The 25,515-nt window shown below is 42.8% G+C and carries 27 protein-coding genes and 2 tRNA genes; 4 read left to right on the top strand and 25 right to left on the bottom strand.

Features of this window, described 5'->3' with window-relative positions; all coding sequences use genetic code 11:
* Positions 1–42 precede the first annotated feature (42 nt).
* The 4 genes from PHG87_04325 to murJ are packed head-to-tail and all read right to left on the bottom strand — an operon-like array spanning position 43 to position 5,288.
* The gene (locus tag PHG87_04325) at positions 43–1,536 is read right to left on the bottom strand and encodes a glycosyltransferase family 2 protein (protein ID MDD5477413.1); all 1,494 of its coding nucleotides are present in this window, start codon (positions 1,534–1,536) and stop codon (positions 43–45) included.
* The gene (locus PHG87_04320) at positions 1,529–2,521 is read right to left on the bottom strand and encodes a PEGA domain-containing protein (protein MDD5477412.1); all 993 of its coding nucleotides are present in this window, start codon (positions 2,519–2,521) and stop codon (positions 1,529–1,531) included. Before PHG87_04320 ends, PHG87_04325 begins: the two co-directional genes overlap by 8 nt.
* Positions 2,515–3,759, bottom strand: coding sequence for an excinuclease ABC subunit UvrC (locus PHG87_04315; GenBank protein ID MDD5477411.1), 1,245 nt, complete (start codon positions 3,757–3,759; stop codon positions 2,515–2,517). The genes PHG87_04320 and PHG87_04315 overlap by 7 nt, the downstream gene beginning before the upstream one ends.
* Positions 3,738–5,288 (bottom strand): murein biosynthesis integral membrane protein MurJ, encoded by a 1,551-nt coding sequence (gene murJ, locus PHG87_04310; protein ID MDD5477410.1) that lies wholly within the window; start codon positions 5,286–5,288, stop codon positions 3,738–3,740. The genes PHG87_04315 and murJ overlap by 22 nt, the downstream gene beginning before the upstream one ends.
* Before the next feature lie 98 nt (positions 5,289–5,386).
* On the opposite strand from murJ, the gene rpsT reads away from it, so the two are divergent.
* Positions 5,387–5,650, top strand: a complete 264-nt coding sequence (rpsT, locus tag PHG87_04305) for a 30S ribosomal protein S20 (protein MDD5477409.1) — start codon at positions 5,387–5,389, stop codon at positions 5,648–5,650.
* Here rpsT and PHG87_04300 read toward each other — a convergent pair.
* The 5 genes from PHG87_04300 to PHG87_04280 all read right to left on the bottom strand — a co-directional run bounded on the left by PHG87_04300 (position 5,633) and on the right by PHG87_04280 (position 9,600).
* Entirely contained in the window at positions 5,633–6,271 is a 639-nt protein-coding gene (locus PHG87_04300; GenBank protein MDD5477408.1) for a hypothetical protein, read from the bottom strand. The two genes, rpsT and PHG87_04300, sit on opposite strands and share 18 nt — an antisense overlap.
* A gap of 1 nt (position 6,272) precedes the next feature.
* Entirely contained in the window at positions 6,273–6,854 is a 582-nt protein-coding gene (locus PHG87_04295) for an LptE family protein (GenBank protein ID MDD5477407.1), read from the bottom strand.
* Positions 6,838–7,791: an outer membrane protein assembly factor BamD gene (bamD, locus tag PHG87_04290; GenBank protein ID MDD5477406.1), complete on the bottom strand. Its 954-nt coding sequence runs from the start codon at positions 7,789–7,791 to the stop codon at positions 6,838–6,840. The genes PHG87_04295 and bamD overlap by 17 nt, the downstream gene beginning before the upstream one ends.
* A 67-nt stretch (positions 7,792–7,858) precedes the next feature.
* A complete protein-coding gene (locus tag PHG87_04285; GenBank protein ID MDD5477405.1) occupies positions 7,859–9,274 on the bottom strand; it encodes a ComEC/Rec2 family competence protein in 1,416 nt (471 codons plus the stop codon).
* Positions 9,271–9,600: a helix-hairpin-helix domain-containing protein gene (locus PHG87_04280; GenBank protein ID MDD5477404.1), complete on the bottom strand. Its 330-nt coding sequence runs from the start codon at positions 9,598–9,600 to the stop codon at positions 9,271–9,273. The genes PHG87_04285 and PHG87_04280 overlap by 4 nt, the downstream gene beginning before the upstream one ends.
* A gap of 134 nt (positions 9,601–9,734) precedes the next feature.
* Here PHG87_04280 and PHG87_04275 point away from each other — a divergent pair, with 134 nt between their 5' ends.
* Entirely contained in the window at positions 9,735–10,103 is a 369-nt protein-coding gene (locus tag PHG87_04275; protein ID MDD5477403.1) for a response regulator, read from the top strand.
* Between the two features lie 25 nt (positions 10,104–10,128).
* Here PHG87_04275 and PHG87_04270 read toward each other — a convergent pair whose 3' ends face one another.
* The 4 genes from PHG87_04270 to PHG87_04255 all read right to left on the bottom strand — a co-directional run bounded on the left by PHG87_04270 (position 10,129) and on the right by PHG87_04255 (position 14,237).
* Positions 10,129–10,719 carry a transposase gene (locus PHG87_04270; GenBank protein MDD5477402.1) on the bottom strand — a complete coding sequence of 197 codons (591 nt, stop codon included), beginning with the start codon at positions 10,717–10,719 and terminating at the stop codon, positions 10,129–10,131.
* Between the two features lie 107 nt (positions 10,720–10,826).
* Positions 10,827–13,226, bottom strand: a complete 2,400-nt coding sequence (gene leuS, locus PHG87_04265; GenBank protein ID MDD5477401.1) for a leucine--tRNA ligase — start codon at positions 13,224–13,226, stop codon at positions 10,827–10,829.
* 1 nt (position 13,227) lies between these two features.
* The gene (locus tag PHG87_04260; protein ID MDD5477400.1) at positions 13,228–14,076 is read right to left on the bottom strand and encodes a deoxyribonuclease IV; all 849 of its coding nucleotides are present in this window, start codon (positions 14,074–14,076) and stop codon (positions 13,228–13,230) included.
* Positions 14,077–14,161: 85 nt separating this feature from the next.
* A tRNA-Ala gene (locus PHG87_04255) sits at positions 14,162–14,237 on the bottom strand.
* A 66-nt stretch (positions 14,238–14,303) separates the two neighbouring features.
* Between PHG87_04255 and PHG87_04250 the strand changes: the two genes are divergently transcribed.
* A tRNA-Leu gene (locus PHG87_04250) sits at positions 14,304–14,386 on the top strand.
* An 8-nt stretch (positions 14,387–14,394) separates the two neighbouring features.
* Positions 14,395–15,054 (top strand): LAGLIDADG family homing endonuclease, encoded by a 660-nt coding sequence (locus PHG87_04245; GenBank protein ID MDD5477399.1) that lies wholly within the window; start codon positions 14,395–14,397, stop codon positions 15,052–15,054.
* Positions 15,055–15,205: 151 nt separating this feature from the next.
* Here the strand turns inward: PHG87_04245 and PHG87_04240 are convergent, their stop codons facing one another.
* From PHG87_04240 to PHG87_04185, 12 genes are all read right to left on the bottom strand, one after another.
* The gene (locus PHG87_04240) at positions 15,206–15,583 is read right to left on the bottom strand and encodes a FeoA domain-containing protein (GenBank protein ID MDD5477398.1); all 378 of its coding nucleotides are present in this window, start codon (positions 15,581–15,583) and stop codon (positions 15,206–15,208) included.
* The gene (locus PHG87_04235) at positions 15,580–17,028 is read right to left on the bottom strand and encodes a ferrous iron transporter B (GenBank protein ID MDD5477397.1); all 1,449 of its coding nucleotides are present in this window, start codon (positions 17,026–17,028) and stop codon (positions 15,580–15,582) included. The genes PHG87_04240 and PHG87_04235 overlap by 4 nt, the downstream gene beginning before the upstream one ends.
* The gene (locus tag PHG87_04230; GenBank protein MDD5477396.1) at positions 17,012–17,590 is read right to left on the bottom strand and encodes a FeoB small GTPase domain-containing protein; all 579 of its coding nucleotides are present in this window, start codon (positions 17,588–17,590) and stop codon (positions 17,012–17,014) included. The genes PHG87_04235 and PHG87_04230 overlap by 17 nt, the downstream gene beginning before the upstream one ends.
* A 29-nt stretch (positions 17,591–17,619) precedes the next feature.
* Positions 17,620–18,090: a hypothetical protein gene (locus PHG87_04225; GenBank protein MDD5477395.1), complete on the bottom strand. Its 471-nt coding sequence runs from the start codon at positions 18,088–18,090 to the stop codon at positions 17,620–17,622.
* Positions 18,091–18,144: 54 nt separating this feature from the next.
* Positions 18,145–18,342 carry a hypothetical protein gene (locus PHG87_04220; GenBank protein MDD5477394.1) on the bottom strand — a complete coding sequence of 66 codons (198 nt, stop codon included), beginning with the start codon at positions 18,340–18,342 and terminating at the stop codon, positions 18,145–18,147.
* A 55-nt stretch (positions 18,343–18,397) separates the two neighbouring features.
* Complete coding sequence (locus tag PHG87_04215) at positions 18,398–18,826, bottom strand: transcriptional repressor (protein MDD5477393.1); 429 nt, start codon at positions 18,824–18,826, stop codon at positions 18,398–18,400.
* An 88-nt stretch (positions 18,827–18,914) separates the two neighbouring features.
* Positions 18,915–19,523, bottom strand: a complete 609-nt coding sequence (locus PHG87_04210; GenBank protein MDD5477392.1) for a GDSL-type esterase/lipase family protein — start codon at positions 19,521–19,523, stop codon at positions 18,915–18,917.
* The gene (gene rlmN / locus PHG87_04205) at positions 19,510–20,541 is read right to left on the bottom strand and encodes a 23S rRNA (adenine(2503)-C(2))-methyltransferase RlmN (protein ID MDD5477391.1); all 1,032 of its coding nucleotides are present in this window, start codon (positions 20,539–20,541) and stop codon (positions 19,510–19,512) included. The genes PHG87_04210 and rlmN overlap by 14 nt, the downstream gene beginning before the upstream one ends.
* Positions 20,542–20,572: 31 nt before the next feature.
* On the bottom strand, positions 20,573–22,114 hold the full coding sequence (locus tag PHG87_04200) for an AMP-binding protein (GenBank protein MDD5477390.1): 1,542 nt from the start codon (positions 22,112–22,114) through the stop codon (positions 20,573–20,575).
* On the bottom strand, positions 22,114–23,601 hold the full coding sequence (locus PHG87_04195) for an aldehyde dehydrogenase family protein (GenBank protein ID MDD5477389.1): 1,488 nt from the start codon (positions 23,599–23,601) through the stop codon (positions 22,114–22,116). The genes PHG87_04200 and PHG87_04195 overlap by 1 nt, the downstream gene beginning before the upstream one ends.
* On the bottom strand, positions 23,598–24,593 hold the full coding sequence (locus tag PHG87_04190) for a class II aldolase/adducin family protein (protein ID MDD5477388.1): 996 nt from the start codon (positions 24,591–24,593) through the stop codon (positions 23,598–23,600). The genes PHG87_04195 and PHG87_04190 overlap by 4 nt, the downstream gene beginning before the upstream one ends.
* On the bottom strand, positions 24,594–25,508 hold the full coding sequence (locus tag PHG87_04185; GenBank protein MDD5477387.1) for an S-methyl-5-thioribose-1-phosphate isomerase: 915 nt from the start codon (positions 25,506–25,508) through the stop codon (positions 24,594–24,596).
* Positions 25,509–25,515: the final 7 nt, after the last annotated feature.

Raw genomic sequence — 25,515 nt, 5'->3', positions numbered from 1 at the left:
GCACACCCGCGCAATACCTTATAAGCGCGGAGTGAAAAAATATTATAACACCTTATCCCCTTTTAACGTAGGATTAAATTCCATATATTTGGCAAACATCAGCCGGCTCTGGGCATCAATTGCCGGAAAGGATCCGACAATCAAGATTATAAACGGAACAAAAACCCACTCCAAAACCAAAAGTACATTCTTAAGCCAACTGACCCCTTTAGGCCGCGGCGGTAAAATTGTCCAGCTTAAAAATATCCAGGTCAAACTGGTCAATAAAGTGAACTGGAACAATAACCCGGTGATTTTCGGTAAATTATAAGCAATGGCCATCTGGCTAAAAAAAGCCCCGCCAAAAAGCATGGGCAGGTATCCGATCACCACCAGGATAAGCGCCCAGACGGCCCAGGTAACATGGCTTTCTAAAAGATGGAATAACCTCCTCAATTTATTGAAAAACGGAATATTCTTATTTTTTATAAATCCGTCTGCGACAAAAGGAAAATTCTCCACCCCCCAGGCCCATCTTCTCTTCTGCTTATACTGCACAACAATGGTCCGCCAGATATTGCTGGAGTAAGCCACATCCATGGAAACCGTAATATATAACGGGACCACCCGGTAATCTCCGTTATAATGCAAGTATCCTTTCCAATAGATCACCGAATCATCGGAGATCATATTCGTCGGCCAATAATCCACCTCCACCAGCGTCTTAAAACTCATGCTGTGGCTGGAGAAGGTAACAAACTTTTCCAAACGCATGCTTTCGATCAACTGGCAAAATGAACTGCTGATTTCAACTAACCTGGCAAAGGAAGGCGCCTGCCAGATATTATTGTTATAGACCGGCATCGGCTGGTAACTTGCCTGATGCCTCTTATCGGAAGTTAAGAAATGATAGGCCAGGCAGCCGAAATATTCCGGTTCAACACAGGTATCCGCATCAAAACAGGAAACGACGACATCTTCATAAGCAATCCTGCGGCTATCGATGAACTTTCTGGCGGCTTTAGCGCTCCAGGTGGCATTTGCCCCTTTGGTACGGGCATCGCCGGCTAAACCATCAGGATGAAAGGTGGACAAATAGGCGCCGAACCGGCCTCCAAATTCTTTTTCCAAAACTAAAGCATTATCATGCGCGTGGATATTGCGTTCTTCAAAAGCCATAACGACGATGATCTTTTCTTTCGGATAATGGCTCCTGCTTAAAGAGGACAAAGACGGCCGCAAAACCTCCAGGCCCTCATTATAAACCGGAAATATGACCAATTGATATAACTGCAAGAAGCCTTTATCCTCGGGCAGACTCAAACAACGCTGCAACCAGTCCTCGCCCCGAAGCCGGAAAAGCCGGTGATGGGCCATAATCAAAAGAGTGGTCAGATAAACCGTACGGATAATCCAATAGAAATCAAAAGTAATAATTATTATCGCGCTGGCTACCGGATGCACAATAGACAACAGGATTAACGAAATGATTATCCCCCAAGATAATCCTCCGGGTATAATTTCAAAGATACGCCTTAAGCATGCTCTCTTATCCATTTGCCTTCTTTTTCATCAACCTTTCCAATAAAAGAAAACTGGGGCTTAAATCCAGCTTATACAGGTTATTATAAAAACTGCCATCGGGGCTTCTTTGGCTGTCGCTAAAATAAAGCGCGTTTTCTTGGCTGTCATAAAATGCCGATGCCCCTTCCTTATTTAATTCCACCAAATTAACCGGCAAGGCCCTCGCCCTGGATTCAATTACCTGGACGTGCCTGTCGGTCAGGACGATTAAATGGTAGCTGTCCGAATGCCAAAAAACATTGGCGATCTTCTCCTGCGGGTAATCCAAGAACACGGGGGAATCCGGGTACCCATAATCACCCTGATTATCAAAAAAAACCACGCTAATCTGATGCGGATTAAAAACAAACAGTTTTCTTTTATCCTCAGAAACCTGCCAACCGGCAATCTGCGTGAATTTTTCAGGTAAGCTTGCCACATCCTCAAAATTGTTTGCCTCTAAATCCGACCGGTAAACAACCTTATTTTCCTGATCCAGATAATAAATTAGTTTCTTTTCAGTATCAATGTGAAAAGAAGAAAACTTTTCCTGGTTTAACTGCTGCAGGTTGGGCCGCAACGGAAAAAGGATAACCTTATCCAGGCGGCTGATCTTGCCTGCCTCAACATCGACTTCCCCTTTCCAGGGATAATGCTGCTTTAATTCTATGGTAACTTTATAAACACCGGGGACCAGCTCCTGCATACTTGCCGGGCTTTTTTGGGGGAGAAGCTTCCCGTTAAGGTATATCTTTGCCCCGTCGGGCTGGGTCTTGACAAAAATCAGCCCGGTCTTGGTGAATTTTAAAGTACGCGCGTTAAATTTATACCCTAAAGCAAAAGAAAGAATAAGCGGCAGGCCGGCAAAAAACAAAAATACGCTTAAATAAAACAAGGTCCCTCTTATCCTTTGAAAATTTAACCCCGCTAAAGAACCATGTTCTCTTGGGGTATGATTTTTCTCTAACGGGGTTAACATTTTTTAAATATCTCTTTTCCGCGCAAGATACGGTGATAACTCAAAGCAAACCGATGCGCCTCATCGCGTATGCGGCGGATTAAATTTATCGCTGGCGTATCTTTAGGAAAAACTAAAACGCCAGATTTCCGGCTGCTATAAATATTCTCTTTTTCTTTAGCAATGCTCGCCAGGGGGATGGCAAGGTTGAGCCTTCTTAATTCTGAAGAAGCGGCCAAAAGATGCCCCCTGCCTCCGTCGATAAGCAGGAGATCCGGCAGGGCCGCCTTTTCCTTGGCCAGCCTACTATAGCGCCGGGCCACCACCTCCGCAAGCATTTTATAATCATTAATCCCGGCAAACGTCTTTATGCGAAAACGGCGGTAGTTATTTTTATCCGCGCTGCCATTTTTAAAACTGACCATTGAACCAACGGATTGTTTTCCCGAAATATTGGAAATATCAAACCCCTCGATCCTTTTAGGCAGATTTTTCAAACCCAGCCTGTTTTTTAAATCCTCTAATTCCCCCCGGCGGGTGAATTTGCCCGGAGCTGCCGACATTTCAGATAAAACAATAATCTGATCGCGGATCCTGGCGGCTGCCTTAAAATCCTGAGTTTGGGATTTATCCCGCATTGATTTATTCAGCTTGCGGATTAACAAATCCGTTCGGCCCTTTAAAACAAAAATAATTTTATCAATGAGGGCCTTATATTCTTTAGGGCTGATCTTACCGATACAGGGAGCCGGGCAGAGATTGATCCGGTAATAAATACAGCTCTGTTTGGGCAGGCGCCGGCAGGAGCGGTACCCAAAACTATGCCGGATAATTTTAAGGGCATTTTTCAGGAGTTTGGCGTTGGTATAGGGGCCCAGGTATTGTCCGGCAGCTCCATTTTTTTTACGCGTAATAGAAATTGACGGAAATTCCTCGCCGGAAATTTTAACCAAAGGAAAACTTTTGTCATCTTTAAGAGAAATATTGTATTTGGGTTTAAGATTATGGATAAGGCTGGCCTCCAGTAATAAGGCCATCGCTTCATTAGCGGATAACTTAAGTTCCAGATTGGTTACCCTAGACATTAAGGCCGCTGTTTTATCGTCTAAATCCTTAGCCAGATAACTAAAAAGCCTCTTTTTCAGTGAATTGGCCTTGCCGACATAAAGCACTTCTCCGCGGCTATCGCGCATCAAATAAACACCCGCAGAGTCCGGAGCCGATAAAATCTTTTCTCTTAAATTCTCTGCCTTCCCCATAAAGATTTCCGTATAAGCTCTTTTAACTCAACTACGCCAAAAAGAAAACAAAAAACAATATAAGATAGAACCCCGCAAAATAACGCCCAGCCAAGGTTTAACGCCTGGTTCACCAGGAAACAGACCCCGGCCATACAAACGGCGGCGGCAAAAATACGCAAAAACGAAAATAATATTTGAGGTTCTCCAAATCCCCCCAGGCGCCTGGCCAGAATGAAAAACAAGAAGAAAAAAGCAACTATTCCGGAAATCGAGGTGGCCAAAGCCAGGCCGCCGAGCTTAAGCGGAAACATCAAAAGCGTATTAAGAATAATATTCATCACCAGGGCAAGGCCGGCTACTTTTGTCGGAGTAACCGTATCCCTGAGGGCAAAAAAACAGCATTGTAATATTTTTGTACCCCCGTAAGCACACAAGCCGATACTATAGAAAAATAAGGCATTGCTAGTTAAGAAACCCGAATGAGAATCAAACCTGCCGCCGCCAAAAAAAGTAAAAACCAAAGGCTGGGCCAAAACCATAAAAAGCGCGCTTATCGGCAACATCACAAAAAAAACGGCGCGTAATCCCCAGGAGAGGGTGATTTTAAGGTTCTCGCGGCTCTCTTCTAATACCTGCGTCGAGAACGTGGGCAGGATTGCCTGGGCAATGGCATTACTAAAAATACCGATGGGAAACTGGATCAGCCGATAGGCAAAATAAAGCACGGCTACCCCTCCTTCCCCGACAACAACTGCCAATGAACCGAAAATCGAATCCACAAAATTATTCAGCTGGTAAATGCTGGAGCTGGCCAACCGGGGGAGCATTAATCTTTTAATCTCGATTAACCCGGGATGTTTAAAACAAAAGCTGAGTTTTGGGCGCAATCCCTTCTTATATAAAACCGGAACCTGCACTGCCAACTGCAGGATGCCGCCAAGCAGAACTCCGGTCGCCAGGCCCTTTATACCTTCCCCCAAAAGCATGGCGCAGATGATTATCGAAATATTTAAAAGGCAGGGCGCGAATGCCGAAACCGTAAAATTCTTCAGCGAGTTAAGCACAGCCATGGCATAAGCCGCCAGGCCGATAAGCAGTATATAGGGGAAGATGATCCGGTTTAAATTAATGGTTGCCTGCAATTTATCCGGGGAAGCAATAAATCCGGGGGCAATCAGGCGCACAATCAACGGAGAAAAAATAATCCCCAGGATGGTTATTACGCTTAAGATAACCACCAGCAGGTTAAGCAGGATATTGGCCAGCTCCCAGAAATCTTCTTTGGAGCGCTTAAGGTTATATTCGCTTAAGACCGGGACAATCGCGGCATTAGAAGCTCCTTCACCGACCAGGTCGCGAAAAAGGTTGGGTATGCGGAAAGCAATGACAAAAGCCTGGGCATAAACATAAATCCCAAAAAGCCGGGCGATAACGATGTCCCGGATAAAGCCCAGGATGCGCGAGGCAAGGGTAGCCAAACTAATCACCCCGGCTGAACGGGCAACCGCGTGATTCTGGCTATTTAAGGAATATTTGTTTGTTGACATGGGCAATTAATTATGCTAATAATATTACCTTCGATTAACCAAACACCCCGCGCTTATAAGGTATTGCGCGGGTGTGCCCTTGTGGGCAAGGAGAATATATGCCAAGACGCAAAACATCATTAAAAAGCAACCGCGTAAATAAAAGAAAACATACCCGTAATCTTAAGGTCAAGGTGCAACTTAAAAAATCCGTCAAAAAATTTCAGGAGTTAATTGCTAAAAAAAGCGTCGCTGAAGCCAAAACATTTATTTCCAGGGTCTTTTCCCAGCTAGATAAGGCGGCCAAGAAAAATATAATTCCCGCTGGGGCGGCTAACCGCAAAAAATCACGCCTGATGCGCCGCTTAAGCAAATCCGCATAAACTAACCACTAATTTTTCCAAAGCAAAGGCAGGCCGCAACCTGCCTGTCTTTATTTCAATATCGCAGCTAAGCAGGAGCTTGAGTTTCCGCTTGGCTGCCGGGGTCTGAATATCCTGCTTTTCCCAGGCAAAACGCAAGCCTCCGAGGATACGCTCCGGGGCCTCTCCCTCCTTAAGGAGCTGATTTAATATGCGCAGGGCATAATCAGTTTTCCTTAATTCAATCTGCCGGTTTAAAACAAAGGTGTCCGGAACGGTTATCTCCTTAAAACGCAGTATCGAGGCATGCGCGGATACGGCCTTAATAAATTCATCCTTATAATCATGCTGCTGGAAATCCAAAACCAGGACTAATTGTTGATGCGGTTTTTTGGCATAGCTCAAGAGGAAATTGCGGGATTCCGTGTTAAGAAAATGCGCGTCTTTAATCACCATAATTCTTTTAGCGCTTTTTAGCGGAATGGCCAAAAGGCGCTCCTGGATATCTTTTAAGGTTACTTCTTTAGCGTATAAGGTATCGAGATTGAAATCTTGCAGCTCTTTTGGAAGGAGTTCCTGCTTTATTTTCTTAAGCTGGGTTTCTTTGGCCGCGATATCCTGGCCGATAAGCAAATAAACCATATTACCATTGTTCAACTGTACGCTCGACAATCCGGCGGGCCAAATCCTCGACAGCATTGGTTACCGCTGCATCTTCGGATACCACCACCACGTTCCCTGGATTTATCGTGGGAGTTTTGACAAAATAAGAATAGTTACCATTAAAATTATTCTCCTGCCAGACCAGTTTATTCTCTCTAGTGTCCCAGAGGCTTAAATTCACGTTAATATTGATGCGGTATTCGGTAACATCATTATTATCTGCAGTATAACTTAAGGGGTCTTTACGGTATTCAATCAATTCCCCTTTAAGCACCAAATCCGCCCGATCCTCTTTCACCGGTTTGAGATTCCCGTCGAAAAGATAGCGGTTAATTACCTTCTTGGTGATATCTGTTTCCAGTATCGGCCGGTAAAGACGATATTTATTGGCAGAATAAACCTCCTGAGTTATATCTACTTTATTCAGGAAAGGAGTTATGTAGATTGTTTTGTATTTTCCGGAAATCATTGAACGGGTAGTATAGCCGCAACCGGCCAAAACAGCGCTCAAGAGGCAGGATACGCTAATCAGGAATAAAGAAAACTTAATTCTTTTTTTCATTTTTCTGCTCCATTATCTGTAATCTAGCCGCCGCTTCCTTAGCCCAGGGGCTTTCTGCGTGGTTATTGATGATGTCATTATAATAGATCTTTGCCGAATCAAAAGCTTTTTGTTTCTCATAAAAACGCCCAATATCATAGCTGGCTTGCGCCTCTTTCTCCCGGATCTGATCGATATTCTTCTGCGCGTCCAGGGAAAGCACGGCATCAGGATGCTCCTTCACAAACTCCTCGAACCTTTCTTTTGCCTCCTGCGCTGCGCCCTGGTCATAAGCTGAGCCTTTGGACAGGCTGGCCCGACAGGAGGCGATCTGAAATTTTGCCGCGGATGCCCATTCGCTATCCGGATAGCGGGAAACCACTTTATTAAACTCCTCTTCCGCCTCGTAATAACGCAGCAACCCTTTTAAAACCAAGCCTAATTTATATTGCGCTTTTGGCGCCAGCGGCCCGTAGGTAGAATTTTCGACCACCTTTCCAAATATCTCAATTGCCGGATTATCCACAGGTAAATCTATGCCCAATGCTTTACGTTTTTCCCCGGCCATAAATTTCTCGGCGATTTTATATTCCTTCTCGATAATTTCCTGAATACGCTCACTAAAAGGATACTTATCGATAACCAGTTGATAAGCCTGAAATGCTTCGTATAGTTTACCCTGATGTTCCTCGACTAAACCCAGATAATATTGGCTTTCCGCCGCCTCGGCAGACTTAGGATAAGCCTTAAGCAATTTACGGAATTCACGCTTTGCCTCTTCGTATTTATTATTATCAAAATAAGACTTGGCATACGCAAATTGCTCCTTAGGGTTATCCTTGGGCAGATTTTTGGGGTTTACCCATTTGCCGCTCTTAGGGGTCCAGATCCAATAGGAATACGCCGGCTGGATGGATAAAAAAGAAATTATTAATAAACTTAAGATTATGCGTTTCATATTGTTGAGATCCCTCGAAAAAACGGTTTTTGCAACCTTTTCAATTTATCATAGCCGGATGGCTTTGTCAAAGGTAAAAATAAGCTAGTGGCAGCCGGATTACCGCGCAATTTATATTTAAAAGCAGGGTAATCAACGCTGAGGCGGGAGCGCTAAAGAGGCTGGCCAGGTGCGGATAAATCAGGCCGGAGAGAACCAGGGTAAACCCGCATAAAGTAATTACGGTAGCCAGGGGAACAATCAAAATATTGGCCAAAATTGTTACCGGGGCAATAATCCTGAAATTAAAAACAATAATCCATAGTGTGCCCAACCAGGCAGAAAATGAAACCAAAAACCCCTCACCGATAAATTTCCATACTTTATTTTTGTAATTCTCTAAATGAGTTAAAGCTTTTAGTCTGGGGTAAAGGTAAACAATTGCCAGTACGCTAATAAAAGATAATTGAAAACCAACATCAAACAATTGCCGGGGATTGATTATTAAAATAAATAACGCAGCACCAGCCAAAGAATTATATATATCCGGATCTCTTTTTAAGAGATACGCCGCTAAAAAAACTATCCCCATAACCGTAGCGCGGATAACCGGATTGCTTGAGCCGGTGATTAAGCAATAGGCGAGCAGGCAGATTATTGTCAAAATAATCCGCCCCTTACGCGCAATCCGCAAAATTTTTAACAATAGGTTAATGCTAAAAGCGACAATGCCAACGTTAAAACCGCTGACAACTAAAATATGCACCGTGCCGGATTTAATCATCGAATCATTTACTACCCAGGGAATATTGCGCCTTTGGCCTAAAATCATCGCCGAAAGTATGCTTGCCGGTAAATCCGGAAGATTGTGGTTAACCACCTCTTCCATCTTAGAGCGCAGCCAAAATGAAGCGCCAATTAATCGGGATCCGCCAAAGCCGCTCCGGCGGATAATTTGCCGGGGATCCTTTATACGCATGATTAAATGAATACCCTGACGCGCCAAAAAATCTTTATACCCCTGTCTGGTACTGTTAAAATTATACGGGCGGGTTAAATTCCCCAACAGCGTTAAGTTATCTCCATAATTTAATTCTTGTGGAAAATCAATTTTAACCAGAACCTGGCCGCAACAATGCCACTTTAATTTATTAACCTGGATTTCTTGTGTGCGAAAACTAAACCAAAGCCGATTATTGTTTAATACTGGCTGGCTATCGATAGATCCGCTTAAGCTATAAAAAGAATTATTCTTGTAGTAAACAAAATTACTAATATGGCATTTAGGTAATCGATAAGAATTCTTTAAGCTTAGAATTCCCAAAAACAGCACTAAAAATGATAGCAAAACCAAAAATATATAATTTTTTGCCTTCGATAAGCTTGCCGCAAAAAAGATAATTGCTCCTACTGCCATAATCAGCCAAAAGTTAGCCGGTATAAATTCGGCTAAAATAATTCCTAAGCAATAAAATACGGTTAGCGCTACAAACGGAGTTTTCATTCAACAAAAAATATCTCCTTTAGCTTCTCGTAACGCTTCTCCCCTATCCCTTTAATTTCTTTTAGTTCTTCTAAACTAGCAAACTCTTTATGTAAATTACGGTACTCTACGATGGCTTGAGCCAATTTTCCCGAGACGCATTTAAACCGGATTAACTCTGCCAAAGTTACTTGGTTAAGGTTTATCCTGGCTAATTGGACTTGCGGATAGACCATTTTCTCTACGCGGCAGCCGGCTTTGGCTAAATTACTTAACGCTAACCCGCAAAACGCCAGGCCTAAAATAAACAAAATTACCTTTTTTTCTTCCGGGGTAAAATTAAACATGGCCAACCCTCCTCGTTTTAATAGACGCACAAAACCCCATAATCTAACTATTTATAAGACCCTGTTTCCCAGTCAATCGGGAAACAGGGTCTTATCTAATTGTAATCATAGGTTTTTTAGTGTATAATTTATCTATGCCTAAGAAGATCCTGATTATTGACGATGATTATAACATCGTCAAGGAAAGTAAGGAAAAGCTGCTTAAAGCAGGTTACCGGGTAGTGACTGCCTACAGTGGTCAGGAAGGCGTAGAAAAAGTTAAGGCGGAGAAACCTGACTGCATACTCCTTGATCTGGTCCTGCCGGATGAAAGCGGTTTTAAAGTTGCTCAGGACATAAAAAGCCTGCCGGAATTTATCGATACCCCGATCATCGCCACCTCCTTAAAACATGAAGAAATTGACAAGCATATCGCCGCCAAAAGCGGGATCACCGTCTATGTCGAAAAACCCATCGATTACCAAAGGCTACTTTTTGATATTAAGGATGTTTTAGAAGAATAAAGGGGACGTCCTAAAAAGGGACACTCTATTTAATATGAAATTCCTTATCTAAAATATCTTCATACGGCCGCCCCTGTAAGACATAATTAACATACGCCTCCCTGCGTTTCTCGTCTGTACTGGCTAAATCTAAATATAAAGGATCCAATACTCTAACTATGCCATTTTGTTCACCTGTTGCATATAGCAGATAACTGCTCCAATGATACCTGGAAAGCTCTAGCACTGTTTTTGATCTCAAAGGATTCCTTTCGATATATCGACCGCATTCCAAGAGATATGTATCATTATCAATTAACCGACTTTTATATCGATTCTGGAAAACAAATCCTACCGAAAGATATTTCTTTCTGAAATAATGAGCGTATCCTTGTAGAACTGCCTGCATAAACTTTGGCAGATCCGCTGCTCTTATAGCTTTAATCAATAGATGGATGTGGTTTACCATAAGACAATAATGAAAAATTGAAATTTTGAATTTTGGCAGATTAGCAGATATGATGTTTAAAAAATACTGATTATCCGCTTTATCTCTAAACAATTTTCTGCAGTCAATACCCCTGGTTACAACATGGTAATGTCCCCCGTCAATCAACCTTCGCGCTTTTCTTGGCATAAAAAATCCTCCTTTTACTTTAATTGACGTAAAAAGAGGCCGCTTCTAACAATTATTTTAATAAAAGGGTGTCCCCTAAGAGGACGTCCCCCTTATTGTCCCCCTTATTAAATTACGATATTGACGAGTTTTTGCGGGACAATGATGAATTTCTTCGGGGTTTTGCCTTCCAGCCAGGGAATTAATTTTTCATCTTTAAGCACCAATTCTTTAAGTTTATCTTCGGACATACCGCGGGCAACTTCGATTTTACTGCGTACTTTACCGTTAACCTGAATTACCAACTCCACATTTTCTTCAACCAGCAACTGAGGATCATATTTAGGCCAGCTGGTTTTAAATATACTTTCCTTGTTGCCTAAAATCTGCCAAAGCTCTTCGGAAAAATGCGGGACAATCGGGCTAAGCATAATGACAAGGCTGGAAAATACCTGCTTATCTGCGCCTAATTGATAAATAATGTTGGTTAGCTCCATCAAACCGGCAATGGCGGTGTTAAACTTAAATTCGCTAAAATCCGCGCCTACTTTTTTTATTGTCTTGTGCAGGGCTTTTAATACCTGCGGATCAGCGTTACCCTTTAAATTTTCCTGGATCCGCCAGACACGGTTTAAAAATTTATACGCTCCTTCTAACCCGCGCTCCTCCCACTCCAACTCCGTCTCCGGCGGAGCGGCAAATAAGATAAACAGGCGCAGGGCATCGGCGCCGTAATTCTTAATCATCGAATCCGGATCAACGATATTACCCCTGGACTTTGACATAACTTCGCCGTCTTTTAAAACCATCCCCTGAGTGAGCAGCTTATCAAACGGCTCACTGAAATCAATCATCTTTAAATCCTGGAAAAATTTAGTAAAAAACCGCGAATACAACAAATGCAGGATCGCATGCTCAATACCTCCGATATACTGATCAACGGCCATCCAGTATTTGGCTTCATTTACATCAAACGGCGCCGCGTTAAATTTAGACGAGCAGAACCTTAAGAAATACCAGGAGGAGTCAAAAAAAGTAGCCATGGTATCGGTTTCCCGGCGAGCTTTTCCTTTACACTTAGGACATTTTACTTCTACAAATTGCTTAACCTTGCCTAAAGGGCTTCCGCCTTCTCCGGTAAAAGGCGCATCAGCCGGCAGCTCAACGGGCAAATCTTTAAAAGGAACCGGGACAATGCCGCAAGCCGGGCAATAAATCACCGGTATGGGAGTGCCCCAATAACGCTGGCGGGAAATCAACCAGTCACGCAGGCGCCAATGGGTTTGTATTTTACCGATGCCCTTAGCCTCCATCCATTGGGCAATTTTTGTCTTGGCCTCCTGATTGTTTAACCCGTCAAATTCTCCGGAATTCACCTGAATGCCATCGCCTTCATATGCCCGGGTTAATACTTCCGCGGATTTTAGAGAATTATCTTCAGGCGAAATGACAATGCGCATTGGCAGCTTATGCTCTTTGGCAAAAAGAAAATCCCGCTGATCATGCGTGGGCACAGCCATAATCGCCCCTGTTCCATATTCCATTAAAACATAATCGGCAATCCAAACCGGGACCTTTTCATTATTTACCGGATTAATCGCGAAGCTTCCGGTAAAAACCCCTTCTTTTTTAACGTCGGATGCGGCGCGCACTATTTTACTTTCGCTGGCAACCTTTTTGATAAACTCTAAAGCCTCTTTTTCCTGAGGTTTGCCCTTAATTAAATCTAAAACTAAAGGGTGCTCCGGAGCCAGGACAATGTAAGTTGCCCCAAAAATAGTATCCACCCGGGTAGTAAAAACCGAAATCAATTTATCGCTATTTTCCAGGCGAAAATAAATATCCACGCCGCTGCTTTTGCCGATCCAGTTATTCTGCATTGCCAAAACCCGCGCCGGCCAATTTTTAAGCTGGTTTAAATCCTCCAATAATCTTTCTTTATATCCGGTAATCTTTAAATACCATTGCTCTAAATCTTTTTGCTCTACTTTTGTCTGGCAGCGCCAGCACTCGCCTTCGATCACTTCTTCATTCGCTAAAGTTGTGGCGCAGCTGGGGCACCAGTTAACTTGTGAAGCCTTCCTATAAGCCAGGCCGCGTTCAAGCATCTTGAGGAAAATCCACTGGTTCCATTTATAATAATCGCTTTGGCAGGTGGAAACTTCCCGCTCCCAATCGTAGGAAAAACCCATTTTCTTTAATTCTGTTTCCATCTCCTTGATACATTTACGCGTCCAGTCGCCAGGCTTGGTTTTGTTTTTTATCGCCGCGTTCTCCGCCGGCTGGCCAAAAGCATCAAAGCCCATCGGGTGCATTACGTTATAACCCTCTAAACTTTTAAAACGGCTGGCAACATCGCCGATAGTGTAATTACGCACATGGCCCATGTGAATTTTACCGCTGGGGTAGGGAAACATTTCCAGCAGATAATATTTTTTACGTTTAGGATCGGCTTGCGCGCGGAAGGCATAAGCTTGCTGCCATTTTTTTTGCCATTTTTCTTCGATCTTTTTAAAATTATAATGCATTTTATTTACGCCCCAGTTTTCTTACCAAAGCCAAGTTTTTCTTATCGCTGTCTTCAGTGCTTTTGGGTGTTTCTAAAATCATCGGGATATTCTTTAATTTAGGATGATTGATAATTCTTTTCATCCCGGCCAGGCCAATGTGGCCCTGTCCGATATGGTCGTGGCGGTCATGGTGGCAACCCAATTCTCCTGCTGCGTCATTAAGGTGGATGAGTTTAATCAATTTTGTCCCAACCATCTCATCAATCTCATCGATCATTTTTTCAAGGCCTTCTTTGGTAGCCAGGTTATATCCGGCTAAATAAGCATGGGCGGTATCCAGACATAAACCTACGCGGGATTTTTCTTTGATGCCTTTGATAATTTTATGTTGATGATAAAACCTGTAGCCCAGCCAGGATCCGCTGCCGGAAGTATTTTCCAATAATATTCCGACTTTAGAATCTTTGGTCTTCTCGATTATTTTATTTAGCGCTTCAATCAACCGCTTAATTCCGGCATCCTCGGAGGTCTCCTTATGGCTGCCCATATGCGTAACAATATAATCAACGCCTAATTTATCCGCCTCCTGAATATCCTCAATATAAGCCTGGATCGAACCGTGGTAGAGGCGCGCATCAGGAGAAGCCAAATTAATCAGGTAAGATATATGGATAAAAACCGGGTTAATTTTATATTTCTTGCGCCGGGCGATAAATTCCTCGATATCTTCAGGGGCAATTTGAGCGCCGTTACGCCAGGACTGCGGGGAACGGCTGAAGATCTGCATGGTATCGCATTTTAAATCGTGAGCGATATCCAGTGTCTGGTAAATCTTTCCTGCCCCGGAAATATGCGCGCCTAGAATCATAATGCTTAGATTATACCCCCTCCTAAAATGAGCGTCAATAGCTTATAAAACAAAGGACGGAGATTATCCGCCCTTTGTAAAAAGTTGGTGGAGCTGAGGAGGATCGAACTCCTGACCCCTTGCATGCCATGCAAGTGCTCTCCCAGCTGAGCTACAGCCCCAAAATTTATGTATTGACCTTTGCTATTTTAGAATATAAAATGCTTAGCGTCAACTTAAAAATATATGCCGGGATGGCGAAATGGCAGACGCAGCAGCCTCAAAAGCTGCCGAGCGCAAGCTCATGTGGGTTCAAGTCCCTCTCCCGGTACTTTTTTAATGAGACAAAATATTAACCACGAATGGAATTCAAATTTAGCGTACGCTATCGGCCTTATAGCGACTGATGGAAACCTATCAAAAGACAAAAGGCACATCCTCTTCACCACAACTGACCAGCAGTTAGCAAATACCTTCAAAGAGTGTCTTGGTATCAAAAATAAAACAATGGTCACGCCTCCAAGCGGATTTGGAAAGAAACTCACTTATAGAATAAATTTTGGAAATATAAAATTTTACCAATGGTTGCAAAAAATTGGGTTGCTGCCCAAGAAAACAATGTTAATGGGTAAATTAGATATTCCAGATCAATATTTCGTTGATTTCTTGCGTGGGCATCTTGATGGTGATGGTTCTGTTTTTACTTATACCGATAAATACATGAAATATAAAGGGAAAAGATATACCTACCATAGATTATATACTAAATTTATCTCAACTAATTTTAACCAAATTAGCTGGATTAGGGGAAAAATAAAAGAAACATTGAATGTAGAAAGGTCATTAACTCACTATCTTAAAATAAATAGAGAATTTCCTATTTGGCAACTTCGTTTTGCTAAAAATGATTCTTTAAAACTTCTATCCTGGCTCTACTACAAACCCAACCTACCTTGCTTAAATCGTAAAAGAAAGATTGCTGAGCAGTTTCTTAAATAAAACACCTCAAGCTTAACTTTTTTCCTCGCCGCCGAATCTAAACAATTTTACCTGTAGTAATCTGAAAGGCAGTACGATATTTGACAAATTGCCTTTTGGGTATTCTTCAGAAGAAGAGCATCAAGCTTTCCATCTGCCTGCCTATAAACATCTACTCGACAAAAATGCATTCGGCTAATCTTTTATCTATTGCAAATTGGGATTGGCCAATCTGGAAAACGTAGGAAGGAAATTTCTGGATCAAAGTGATAGTCATTCCGGGTAAAACGCCCATGGCCATAATTTTATTCAATTTCTTATGGTCGCATGTATTAATCCTGCAAATCCTGCCGCTTTGGTTAACATTTAAATCAGTCATTACAAACCCTCCCCCTTTCTTAAGGTATTTTCCCCATTTTGGTTCAGGCGGAGTTTCAAATCCGCACTTTGGGCACCTAATCAGTTTGCACCCTTTTATTAACGGGCAATTTCCACAAGCCGCTTGAGCCTGATCTTCTTTAAATACAAACCCGCAAAGGCTGCACTTCATAAATGAACTCCTGAAATATTGAATATTGAATTGAGAAGAAAACCTACAAAAAAAGAAAAGAAGAGTATAAATACCGATATGGCAATTCCTGTTTTCCACCCTCTCTCCTTGGCATTCATCAGAAACTGGGCAATACAGGGAAGAAATAAAGTTAAGGTAACGCAAGCCACAACCAGCTGATTTGTAGAAAACAAACCGGCTTTCTTAATATCGTAGAGCCCGCCGGCTCCGTAATCTCTCCTAAAAAACCCGAATAAAAAAGCAACCGCTGTTTTATCCGGCAAACCTATCCAACGCACGGGATACTCTAATACTCTGGTGAAAATAACGAATAGCCCGGTAAGCTGGCCGATCCAGATTATAATGCTTGCCAATATAAACATGGGAAATATCTCGGCAAAATACCATTTAACCCGGCTGTAAGTTTTAATAAACACATTGAATAATTTTGGTAACCGCAGCGGCGGAACTTCCATATAAAACGACGGTGAATCACCTGGTAATATCTTAGAAGAAAGGAACCCTATAAAAAGAAAGACTAAACTTACCACCCCGGCCCAAATCAATAGCCCTTTGGAGGTTCCGTGGAGTAAAGAAAGAATCACCCCTAACTGAGCTGAACAGGGAATGGCCAAAGCCAGCAGGATAGTGGCGATAATCCTTTCTCTTTTTGTAGGGAGAGTACGGGTAACCATGGTTGCCATCGTAGAACATCCTAATCCAAGCACCATAGGAATAACCGCCCTCCCGGTTAAGCCTATTTTTTTAAACAGCCTATCTATGAGCAAGGCCAGCCGGGGTAAATAACCCGTATCCTCAATAATCGCAAAAGCGATAAAAAAGGTGGTAACGATAGGGAAAATCAGGGCCACCGCATAGCGCACCCCTAAAGTAATCATCCCATATTCTCCCACAAAAAGCTCGCGAAACCGCTGCCAGGGGAGAAAAGAAACAAATATGTGTGTTATCCAGGGATTAATACTCTTCTCAAAGATATTTTTTTCAATGAAATCAACCAGCACGCCGGCGCCGAACTTTCCTACAAATTTGTATAAACCATAATAAAGTATCACCAACAAAATTGGTATACCCGTAAGCGGATTTATCATTATCCTGCTTAGCTTTTCTTTAAACGATAAACCTGTAGCCGGTTGATATTGTAAGGCCCGGCTTAAAATATCATTTGTTTCCTCTTGCCTGCGCAAGGAAATAATATAAGAAAGCGGTTCATGATAATGCTCTTTGCTATGGTTTATGATTTCAACAATAAGTTTATAATTTTCCGGTTCCCGGGATTTTACTTGGGCAGTAATTTCTTCGTCTTCCTGTAACAATAAGAGCCCGATAGAACGCCTAGAGATACCATAATCTTCCTTTAATAAACCTTCTATTGTTTCAAGGGATATTTCCAAGATATCCCCTCTATTTTCAAGCTCTTCGGGCATACTCTTCAATCCTCCCTTTCAAAACATCGATTCCTCTTCCGGTTGTTGAAACAGTGGCCACTACGGGAATCTTCAAATCTCTTTCCAAATATCCCAGGTTTATCTTCATGCCTATTTCTTCTGCTTCATCGATGATATTCAGGACCAGTATAACCGGAAGTTTTGCTTCAATTAACTGCAAGGTGAGCGGCAGCATTCTTTCTAAATTTTTAGCATCAACGATATGTATGACTATATTTGGCTTTTCCTCCAGCAATAATGTCCTGGCAACCCTCTCTTCTTCGCTGATCGGTAAGAGTGAGTACATACCGGGTGTGTCAATCACCTCAAACTCCAGGTCGCCTATCTTAGTCCTGCCACGGGAAACCTCAACTGTGGTCCCCGGGTAATTGGATACCGCCACATAAGTTCCTGTAAGGCAGTTAAAAAGCATAGACTTGCCGACATTGGGGCTGCCGACAATAGCAATCTTGCTTAAACCTGTCCCGAAAACTACTTCATTTCTTGCACAACAAGAGTCAGGCGGCTTACACCTATTGAATAACTTCTTAATAAATACCATTATCCCTCAATAACATTTGGCTTCTCGCCTCAGAAATGCATCCCCACAATCATTCTTGTCTGCAAATCATCTGTTCTTCTATTTGTCCCCCAGGCAACCCCCAAGGTAATAAATAATTCCTTCGCCGATAATGATACGATAGGCCCGATGGCAGTTTCACGCTTGTTATAGCTTCCCTTAGACTCTACGCCTAACCTTAGTCCCTGCATGGCTCTATAGCTTACGCCAACAGCATATTCTGATTCAGTTTTGCCTCTTCGCTCCAGATTCCTTTCAAAGATTTGATTATAGCTTATATTGAAATCACCGAGATCCTTAGCTAAAATAAGTTTACCTTCGATTACATTCGGCTTATGAAAATCAGGATCACGGATATATCCTAAATATAGTAAAGGATCAACTATAAACTTTTCTTTTTTGCCGAACTTGTAGCGGCTACGAATCTTAAAACCATCGTATTTTGAATCAGTTTCAGATTCTTTATTATCAATCTTATACATCTGATACATTGCCACATCCCAGTTGCTGGTAATACCATACTCCACCTCTACTTGCTATCCTAGAGTATTTATATCTGGCTTATCGAGTTTCGGGATGATAGAAGTAAAATAATACTCGAGCTCCCATTTCCCCTTAGGCATAGTCTGATATTCATAGGTCCAGACATAGGCTCTTCTGTCAGCATAGCTATTCTGAAAAATAGTTAAAACAAAGATTAATACCCCCAAACAGAATATTTTTGTCTTTAACATGTAGCTTTCTATATTATTGAAAATTACTTTCAGTTGTTAATCGAAAAAACTTAACTTAACCCAAACACTTCTTACATGTTCCAAATATCTGTAACTTGTGTTTTAAGGGGACAAACCTGTTTTCCCTTGCCAACTCATCTTGAAGCTTCTCAATTTCCGGATTTATTACTTCGATATAACTGCCGCATTTCAAACAAACAAGGTGGTCATGATGTCCATGCCCATATTGATGTTCAAACCTGGATATGCCATCTCCAAAATCTATCTCATTACAAAGTCCTGCCTCTTCCAGCACCTTCATCGTCCTATACACGGTAACATACCCTATTTTAGAATCTTTTCTTTTGACAATCTTATATAATTCATCTATGGATAGATGTCTTTCTACCGACAAGAACACCCTTAATATTGCCTCTCTTTGGGGAGTGCGCCTTAACCCTTTATCTCGAATAAAGTCATCTAATATTTCAATCTCTCTTTTCATATTTTCTAAGCAATCTGAACAATTAAGTTATTGAAAATCGATTTCAATAATACCAGGCTTTTTATTTATTGTCAAGGGGAAGTTCCAATTATTTAATATAAGGAGAGACTGCTTGATATACCCGCCTGGCAATAATCCTGTATCCGCGGGCGTTGGGATGGAAAAAATCGCTTTTCATCGAAGGATTAGTAATAATTTTACTTAAAACTACCGGGATAAATATCGCTCTTTTCTCAAGCGCCAGCTTTTTAAAAACCCGGCGGTATTCCTGGAAAAACATCCCGGAACTGATATCCACCAAGGCAACCATCGCCCCTTTCTCCTGGATGCGGTCAATAATCTTGCTTAAGTTCTTAACCGTATCCTCTTTGGGTATTTTTTTAAGAAAATCGTTCCCGCAAAACTCCACAATCACCAGGCGCGGGTTTTTGGCCAGGACATCATTATCTAAACGCTCTAAAGCAATAAATGTAGTATCTCCGTCTCCGCCGGCATTAATCACCGGAAGTTTTACTAATTTTGCCAGCGCTGCCGGGTAATCCTCCCCGGCTGAGGCGCCATAACCAAAGGTAAGGCTGTCTCCGAAACAGATAATATTCTGGCCTTTGGCCCCGGAATTTTTAATTTCATATTTCAGGCAACCGGAGAAAACAATGCTCAGAATAATCAAGATTGCCGGTAATTTATTTCTGTTCATACCTTAACCTCAGCTGTCCGCAGGCCGCCTGGATATCCTGCCCGCGCTCCTGCCTTAATGTAACATTAATCCCGCTTTTAAACAAACATTCTTTAAAAGCTTCAATCTCCTCTTTTAACGGAGAAAAAATTTTCAACTCCGCAAGCGGATTTACCGGAATCAGGTTTACCTTGGCTAATCTTAAATCTTTTAAAAGCTTAACCAGGTTTTGCGCTGAAGCTAAATTAGAATTAAGCCCTTTGATTAAAATATACTCAAAAGTAATCTGCCGGTTAGTCTTAGCGGTATAATCATGGCAGCATTTGATTAAATCCGCCAAGGGATATTTTTTATTCACCGGCATAAGCTGACTGCGGGTTTTATCATCAGCCGCATGCAAAGATATGGAAAGCTCGATCTGTAAACCCTCGCCTGCCAGCCTCTCTATTCCCGGGATAATCCCGCTAGTTGAGATGGTAATCCGCCGGGCGCCGATATTCAAGGCATCCGGGGAATTAATCAAGCGGATGGATTTAATCACATTCTCGTAATTGTCCAGCGGCTCTCCGGTACCCATAAATACGATATGCGTCAGTTCAGCTTGCTGGGTATTATTTTTTAAATAAAGCGCTTCATCCAGAATTTCACCGACGGTTAGGTTCCGCTTAAACCCTTTTAAGCCACTGGCACAAAATTGGCAGGAAAATTTGCAGCCTACCTGCGAGGAGACGCAGCCGGTAACCCGTCTGGCCGCCGGGATATTCACGGCTTCAATCAGGTTCTTATCTGCCAATTCAAAAAGAAATTTAGTTGTTCCGTCGCCAGAGACCTGCATATCCGCAAGCGCCAAGCCCAGGATATAAAATTCACCGGCTAACTTTTTCCTTAAAGCCAGCGGCAAATTACTCATACTGTTAAAATCAAAAGCTCCTTTTTGATAAATCCAGCTGAATATTTGTTTGGCGTGGTATTTGGGCAGGCCCCAGGAGAGTAATTTGTCTTCCAGCTCTTTTAAACCTAATTCCTTAATATCTTGCATGATCTTTAGTCATTCCCGTGAAAACGGGAATCTATTTCTTTAGGTCCCCGCTTTGCGGGGATGACAAGGAACCATTTCTTAATCGTTCCTTGTCAATTTTACCGGTGCGGTTCTTAGGAAGTGAAGCGCGAAATTCGAAATAATGCGGAATCTTAAAATGCGCTAAATGCTGGCGCAAGAAATAACGTAAATCTTCTTCGAAAACTTTTTTGCCTTCTTTGGCCACCAAAAATGCCTTGGGTACCTCTCCTCTTAGTTTATCGGCCACTCCGATTACCGCGGCCTCGGCGATATCCGGATGTTTCTGTAAGCTTGCTTCCACCTCCGGCTCAAAAACAATCTCGCCCCCGACTTTGATCATCTCTTTTTTTCTGCCGACGATATAAAGAAAACCCTGGGCATCAAACCTACCTAAGTCTCCGGTGTAAAACCAGCCGTTGCGGATAGTTTCCTGGGTTAATTTGGCGTCTTTAAAATATCCGTCGGTAACTACCCAGCTCTTTACCGCTACTTCGCCGATCTGGCCGGCGGGCAGCTCCTGGCCGCTCTCTGAAAATACTTTGACCTCAATCCAAGGCGCGGGACGGCCAACACTTTCGATATTTTCCGAACCCATCGGCAGCACAACGGTAGGGGCATTGGTTTCAGTCAGGCCCCAGCCGTTTAAAAGATAGGCCTTGGGGCAAAACTGATGAAACCGGCGTAAAGCATCCGGAGAATTGGAAGCGCCGAAAGTAACAATCCAGCGCAGGCTAGACAAGTCAAAGGTCTCAAATTCTTTTAATTGCAAGAGCGCGTAATACATCGAAGGGACGATCCAGAAAAAATTAATGTTATAATTCTGCACATTTTTCAAAAAATCTAACGGCATAAAACGCTCCATTAAAACAATGGACAAACCGAAAGAAAGCATATTCTGGATATAAATCAACCCGCCTAAATGTGAAAACGGCAAGGCGCAAAGCGCGGTATCTTTGGCGCTTAAATCCGAATTGACAAAAAAGGCCATAGATTTTGGCGGAGCATCTAATTGCGCGTAGTTAATTAAGACGCCCTTGGGTTTACCGGTAGTGCCTGAAGTATAAAAAATTATGGCCGGATCTTTTTCATTGATTTCTATTCCGGGGCCGTCTTTGGCCGGCTGTTCCAGTAATTTTTCGAAACTTAAACCCTCTTTATCCTCGGATTGGCAGAAGATAATATCCTTCAATAAAGGAAGTTTGGCCTTTAAATTCCTAAATGCGATATTGGCTTTATGTTTGGTAATTAAAATTTTTGCTTGGCAGTGTTCCAGGCAGGAAGTTATTTCCTCCTCGGTAAGCATAAAATCCAAAGGCACACTGCAGGCGCCGATGGACCAGATCGCCAGATAACTGACAATATATTCCGGCCAGCTGGGAAGATAGATCGCGACTGAATCCCGCGGCTTTACACCCAATTTAAGCAGGCTGGCGCTTAGAGAAAATACCCTGTCCTTTAACTGGGCGAATGAAATCTCCTCCTGGCGGAAAATAACTGCCGTTTTCTGCCCGTATTCTTTTGCGCGCTGCTCTAGGAGATTAGCTGCATTCATTAGAATCCGTACCAATAATTAACCAGGGGCTTACCTGCCTGGGACTGGTCGATAATTATATTTTTTAAACGGGTATATTCCAAAAATCCCTGCCGCCCCAGTTCCTTGCCAAAGCCGCTCTGCTTAAATCCGCCGTAAGGAAGCTGGTTATAAAACATACCGTAAGTATTGATCCAAATCGTGCCGGCATTTATTTTTTTAGCCAAATCCTGCGCCAGAGATAAATCTTTGCTCCAAATACAGGCAGCCAAACCAAAATCCACGCTATTGGCTAAAGCCACCGCCTCATCCGGACCGGAAAATTTATGGACCAAAACTACCGGGCCAAAAGCCTCTTCCTTAGCTATATGCAAGTGTGCCCCGATGTCGGCTAAAACCGTGGGCTCAAAGAAATAGCCGTTTTTCAATTCCGCGCTTTCCGGGATTTTCCCGCCGCACAAAACCTGGCCTCCTTCGGCTTTTGCCTTGTCAATGTAAGCAATGACTTTTTTGCGCTGCGCGTCGGTAATTAAAGGGCCCATTTGGGTTTCAAAATTATCGGCTAAACCCAATTTTATGCGTTTGGCTTTCTCGATAAAGCTGGCCAGAAAATTATCATAAATACCTTCTTGCACAAAGATCCGGGACATCGCCGTGCACATCTGCCCCTGGTTTAAAAAAATAGAGGTAAGGGAACTATTCACCGCCACATCCAAGTCCACATCATTAAATATCAAGTTGGCGGATTTACCGCCAAGCTCCATAATCAATTTCTTCACGTTTTTGGAAGAATACTGCAGGATCTGTTTGCCTATTTCATTGCTGCCGGTAAATGAAACCATATCCACGCGTTTATCCGCGCAAAGCTGCTCCCCGATTTTTGCGCCGGTTGCGTTAATCACGTTTATTACTCCGGCGGGAAAACCGGCCTGATGAATAATCTTTGCAAGTTCCAAGGCAGTAAGCGGAGTAAGGCTGGAAGGCTTTAAAATAACCGTATTGCCGGCAGCCAAGGCGGAAGCCAGTTTCCAACAGGCGATTAATAGCGGATAGTTCCAAGGTACAATCAAAACCACCACCCCTATAGGTTCAGAAACTATCTTGGCCCGAGCATCTTCAGGAATATTGACCTTTTCATTGTGAAGATAGGCGGCAAAATTGTCAGCCATAAACTCAAAGGTTTTGGCGCTAGAGGGGATATCCATAAAAGTAGTTTCTTTGATCGGCTTGCCGGTATTCTGCATCTCCAACTGGGCAAGCTCTCCGGCATTATCTAGAATTCCCCGGGCGATCTTTGAAATAAATTCCTTGCGCTCGCCTAAAGAAAGATGCGGCCATGGCCCATGATCAAAGGCTTCCCGGGCGCTGGATATAGCCAGTTCCACCTCTTTTGATGAAGCAAGGCAGGCTTCAGCAATCACCTTACCGGTAGAGGGATTGAGGATATTCTGCTTTTCCGCGGTTTCGATAAATTGTCCGTTTATATAAAGCGGGCATTTTAAATTCATTTGATTTTTACCTCCCGGAATAAAGCAAAAAGCCGGTTAAACGGGACATACCATTTGGAAAGCTGGCCTAATTGGCCGCTTAATTTCATTTTGCCTTGGGTAACCGCCACAAATGAATCGAGTTTGCCTAAAAATACCTGTTCCCATACCGGCCCGGGCGCGGAAATAATAAAAGGAGCCTGGCTGTCAGTATCCAGTTTTACAATTTTACCCTGCTCAAAACTAAATTTAAAAACCTCATTAGTGTCATCAAGCTTAATCGCCAGCTGCACCGTCAGGCCCAGCTCTTTTCCCTTTTGCGTGATGAACTCATCTTTATTGACTAAATCCACGATTGCCTGGATATGCGGACGGCTAAACATAGGATAGGCCGGGTCATTGCGCTTTAAATCATCTTTTAAAGCCAGGTCTAAATCATCCAGGATGTTTTTATCAAACAGGCGGGCAACCGCGGCGCTTTTAACTGCTTCCTCTAATGCCTCGGTAATATTAAGGGCCTCTTCGAAATTATCGGCAATCGCCACTGTCCCGTGATTCTTAAGGATAACCAAATCATTTGTTTTTAAAGCCGCGATAACCGGTGCGGGGTCAGTAACCGTCGGTGTTTCCTGGGGGATTACCGGAATATCTCCGAGATAAAATTTAGTTTCAAAGCTCATCGCTTTGAGCGCCTTGGCAACCGTGAAATATCCGTTAATTAAAGGAGGATGGCAATGAATTACAACTTTTACCGGAAAATTTTTATAGACTAAACCGTGTAAGGGCAGTTCGGAGCTTGGGTTTGGCCCTGGCGCGGATTTACCGGCAATTAAATTTACCTTAACGATATCGCTTTCTTTTAACTGGCCCAAGGCTGTTCCGGTGGCGGTAATTAGGATATTCTCGCTGTCAAGCCGCGCGCTTAAATTTCCGGACTTGGCTACGGCCAGGCCGGCAGCATAAAGCCGCTTACCTACCTGGATAATTTCCAGCTTTAATTCCTGCTCTGGCATTTAAACCCCCAAATGAATATGCCGGGTAATTAATTTTGCCGGCGTAACGTCAAAGGCCGGATAATACGCTTTAACCTCTTTGGGCGCCAAATGCAGCCCCTGATAAATCTTTAATTCATTATCCGGGCGGATCTCAATTTTAATTTCTTTTCCGCTTTTTAATTTCGATGCCGGCGGGCAGATTACATAAAAAGGAATCTTGAAATATTTGGCAACTACCGCGATCTGATAAGTGCCGATCTTATTGGCGATATCTCCGTTTAAGGTTAAATGGTCTGCTCCGACGATAACTTTGGTCACTTTACCTAAAGATAATAAATACGCCACCATATTATCGGTAATGATGGTTACCTCAAAGCCCGCGCGCTGGATCTCCCAGGCGGTAAGGCGCGACCCTTGCAAATACGGACGGGTTTCGGTGACATAAAAACTTGTTCTCTTACCCTGTTCTTTGGCAAACTCGGCGATTAATGGCATTAGGCCGCTGATATTACAGTGCGTAAGGACTACATCGCCGTCTTTAAGCAATTTAGCCATCTCCCTGGCTTGTTCGATACGCTTGGCTTTAAGCATTCCCAAAAAACCTAAAATACTTTTCTCAAGCGGCGCGCCGCAATTTTGCCAGCCTAAAACCATATCAGTTAAAAATCTAAATGATAATGTCGGCCGGGTGGCATTGATGGCTTTGGCAACTTTGGCTAAATTTTTGTTCTGCCGTTTACTTAAAAAAAAGGTATACATTACCAAGAGCACCTGGCCCACGGCGCGGGTTTTCATCTGCTTGATTGCCCGGCATGCTTCTAAGTAATTTTTGGCCTTTAGATAAACCAATCTTTGCGGCAATTTAGTTTCATCCAGAATGTAAATTATATTGCCCTTTAATTGTATCGGCCAAAACAATGGAGAAAATTTCATAGTCATT

The sequence above is a fragment of the Candidatus Omnitrophota bacterium genome (assembly GCA_028716245.1).
Lineage (GTDB): Bacteria > Omnitrophota > Gorgyraeia > Gygaellales > Profunditerraquicolaceae > UBA6249.
Note: the sequence above shows the minus strand (reverse complement) of the source record. Positions and strands in the feature narration are given on the sequence as shown.

Excerpts from the sequence above, each read along its gene's own strand:
- PHG87_04325 (MDD5477413.1), bottom strand. The coding sequence starts at position 1,536 with ATGGATAAGAGAGCATGCTTAAGGCGTATCTTTGAAATTATACCCGGA.
- PHG87_04320 (MDD5477412.1), bottom strand. The coding sequence starts at position 2,521 with ATGTTAACCCCGTTAGAGAAAAATCATACCCCAAGAGAACATGGTTCT.
- PHG87_04315 (MDD5477411.1), bottom strand. The coding sequence starts at position 3,759 with ATGGGGAAGGCAGAGAATTTAAGAGAAAAGATTTTATCGGCTCCGGAC.
- murJ (MDD5477410.1), bottom strand. The coding sequence starts at position 5,288 with ATGTCAACAAACAAATATTCCTTAAATAGCCAGAATCACGCGGTTGCC.
- rpsT (MDD5477409.1), top strand. The coding sequence starts at position 5,387 with ATGCCAAGACGCAAAACATCATTAAAAAGCAACCGCGTAAATAAAAGA.
- PHG87_04300 (MDD5477408.1), bottom strand. The coding sequence starts at position 6,271 with ATGGTTTATTTGCTTATCGGCCAGGATATCGCGGCCAAAGAAACCCAG.
- PHG87_04295 (MDD5477407.1), bottom strand. The coding sequence starts at position 6,854 with ATGAAAAAAAGAATTAAGTTTTCTTTATTCCTGATTAGCGTATCCTGC.
- bamD (MDD5477406.1), bottom strand. The coding sequence starts at position 7,791 with ATGAAACGCATAATCTTAAGTTTATTAATAATTTCTTTTTTATCCATC.
- PHG87_04285 (MDD5477405.1), bottom strand. The coding sequence starts at position 9,274 with ATGAAAACTCCGTTTGTAGCGCTAACCGTATTTTATTGCTTAGGAATT.
- PHG87_04280 (MDD5477404.1), bottom strand. The coding sequence starts at position 9,600 with ATGTTTAATTTTACCCCGGAAGAAAAAAAGGTAATTTTGTTTATTTTA.
- PHG87_04275 (MDD5477403.1), top strand. The coding sequence starts at position 9,735 with ATGCCTAAGAAGATCCTGATTATTGACGATGATTATAACATCGTCAAG.
- PHG87_04270 (MDD5477402.1), bottom strand. The coding sequence starts at position 10,719 with ATGCCAAGAAAAGCGCGAAGGTTGATTGACGGGGGACATTACCATGTT.
- leuS (MDD5477401.1), bottom strand. The coding sequence starts at position 13,226 with ATGCATTATAATTTTAAAAAGATCGAAGAAAAATGGCAAAAAAAATGG.
- PHG87_04260 (MDD5477400.1), bottom strand. The coding sequence starts at position 14,076 with ATGATTCTAGGCGCGCATATTTCCGGGGCAGGAAAGATTTACCAGACA.
- PHG87_04245 (MDD5477399.1), top strand. The coding sequence starts at position 14,395 with ATGAGACAAAATATTAACCACGAATGGAATTCAAATTTAGCGTACGCT.
- PHG87_04240 (MDD5477398.1), bottom strand. The coding sequence starts at position 15,583 with ATGAAGTGCAGCCTTTGCGGGTTTGTATTTAAAGAAGATCAGGCTCAA.
- PHG87_04235 (MDD5477397.1), bottom strand. The coding sequence starts at position 17,028 with ATGCCCGAAGAGCTTGAAAATAGAGGGGATATCTTGGAAATATCCCTT.
- PHG87_04230 (MDD5477396.1), bottom strand. The coding sequence starts at position 17,590 with ATGGTATTTATTAAGAAGTTATTCAATAGGTGTAAGCCGCCTGACTCT.
- PHG87_04225 (MDD5477395.1), bottom strand. The coding sequence starts at position 18,090 with ATGTATAAGATTGATAATAAAGAATCTGAAACTGATTCAAAATACGAT.
- PHG87_04220 (MDD5477394.1), bottom strand. The coding sequence starts at position 18,342 with ATGTTAAAGACAAAAATATTCTGTTTGGGGGTATTAATCTTTGTTTTA.
- PHG87_04215 (MDD5477393.1), bottom strand. The coding sequence starts at position 18,826 with ATGAAAAGAGAGATTGAAATATTAGATGACTTTATTCGAGATAAAGGG.
- PHG87_04210 (MDD5477392.1), bottom strand. The coding sequence starts at position 19,523 with ATGAACAGAAATAAATTACCGGCAATCTTGATTATTCTGAGCATTGTT.
- rlmN (MDD5477391.1), bottom strand. The coding sequence starts at position 20,541 with ATGCAAGATATTAAGGAATTAGGTTTAAAAGAGCTGGAAGACAAATTA.
- PHG87_04200 (MDD5477390.1), bottom strand. The coding sequence starts at position 22,114 with ATGAATGCAGCTAATCTCCTAGAGCAGCGCGCAAAAGAATACGGGCAG.
- PHG87_04195 (MDD5477389.1), bottom strand. The coding sequence starts at position 23,601 with ATGAATTTAAAATGCCCGCTTTATATAAACGGACAATTTATCGAAACC.
- PHG87_04190 (MDD5477388.1), bottom strand. The coding sequence starts at position 24,593 with ATGCCAGAGCAGGAATTAAAGCTGGAAATTATCCAGGTAGGTAAGCGG.
- PHG87_04185 (MDD5477387.1), bottom strand. The coding sequence starts at position 25,508 with ATGAAATTTTCTCCATTGTTTTGGCCGATACAATTAAAGGGCAATATA.